Here is a 557-nt window from a genome sequence, read left to right on the forward strand (position 1 = left end):
TTCGATCGCTCTTCGCTGACGCGCTGGCGCCAGCGGATGGGCGAGGAGAAGCTGCAGGCTTTGCTGCAGGAGAGCCTTTCGGTTGCCACCAAGACCGAGGCGCTCAAGCCGTCCGATCTCAATCGCGTCATCGTCGACACGACGGTGCAGCCCAAGAACGTGATGTTCCCCACCGATGCGCGGCTGCTGAACCGCGCCCGCGAGATCCTGGTGCGGCTGGCCAAGAGGTACGGCGTCAAGCTGCGCCAGTCCTCTGCCAGGGTGGGCAAGTTCGCGCTGATCAAGCATCAGCGCTATGCCCACGCCAAGCAGTTCAAGCGTGCCAACAGGGCCTTGAAGAAGCTCAAGACCTATCTCGGCCGCATTATCCGCGACATCGGCCGCAAACTCGGGGGCAACGCCGACTTGCTTGCCGGGATCGTGCTGGAGCGCATGCTGGCGCGGGCGCGACGCGTGCTGGAGCAGAAGCAGCACCGGCGTGGACCCAAGGTCTATTCGCTGCACGCGCCCGAGGTGGAGTGCATCGGCAAGGGCAAGGCCCACCGGCCTTACGAGTT

At 64.6% G+C, this 557-nt stretch carries 1 pseudogene; it reads left to right on the forward strand.

The features are described from left to right. Positions 1-557, forward strand: a pseudogene (locus IVA78_RS12275) (IS5/IS1182 family transposase); the annotation flags it as partial.

Source organism: Bradyrhizobium sp. 137, from assembly GCF_023074095.1.
GTDB lineage: Bacteria > Pseudomonadota > Alphaproteobacteria > Rhizobiales > Xanthobacteraceae > Bradyrhizobium.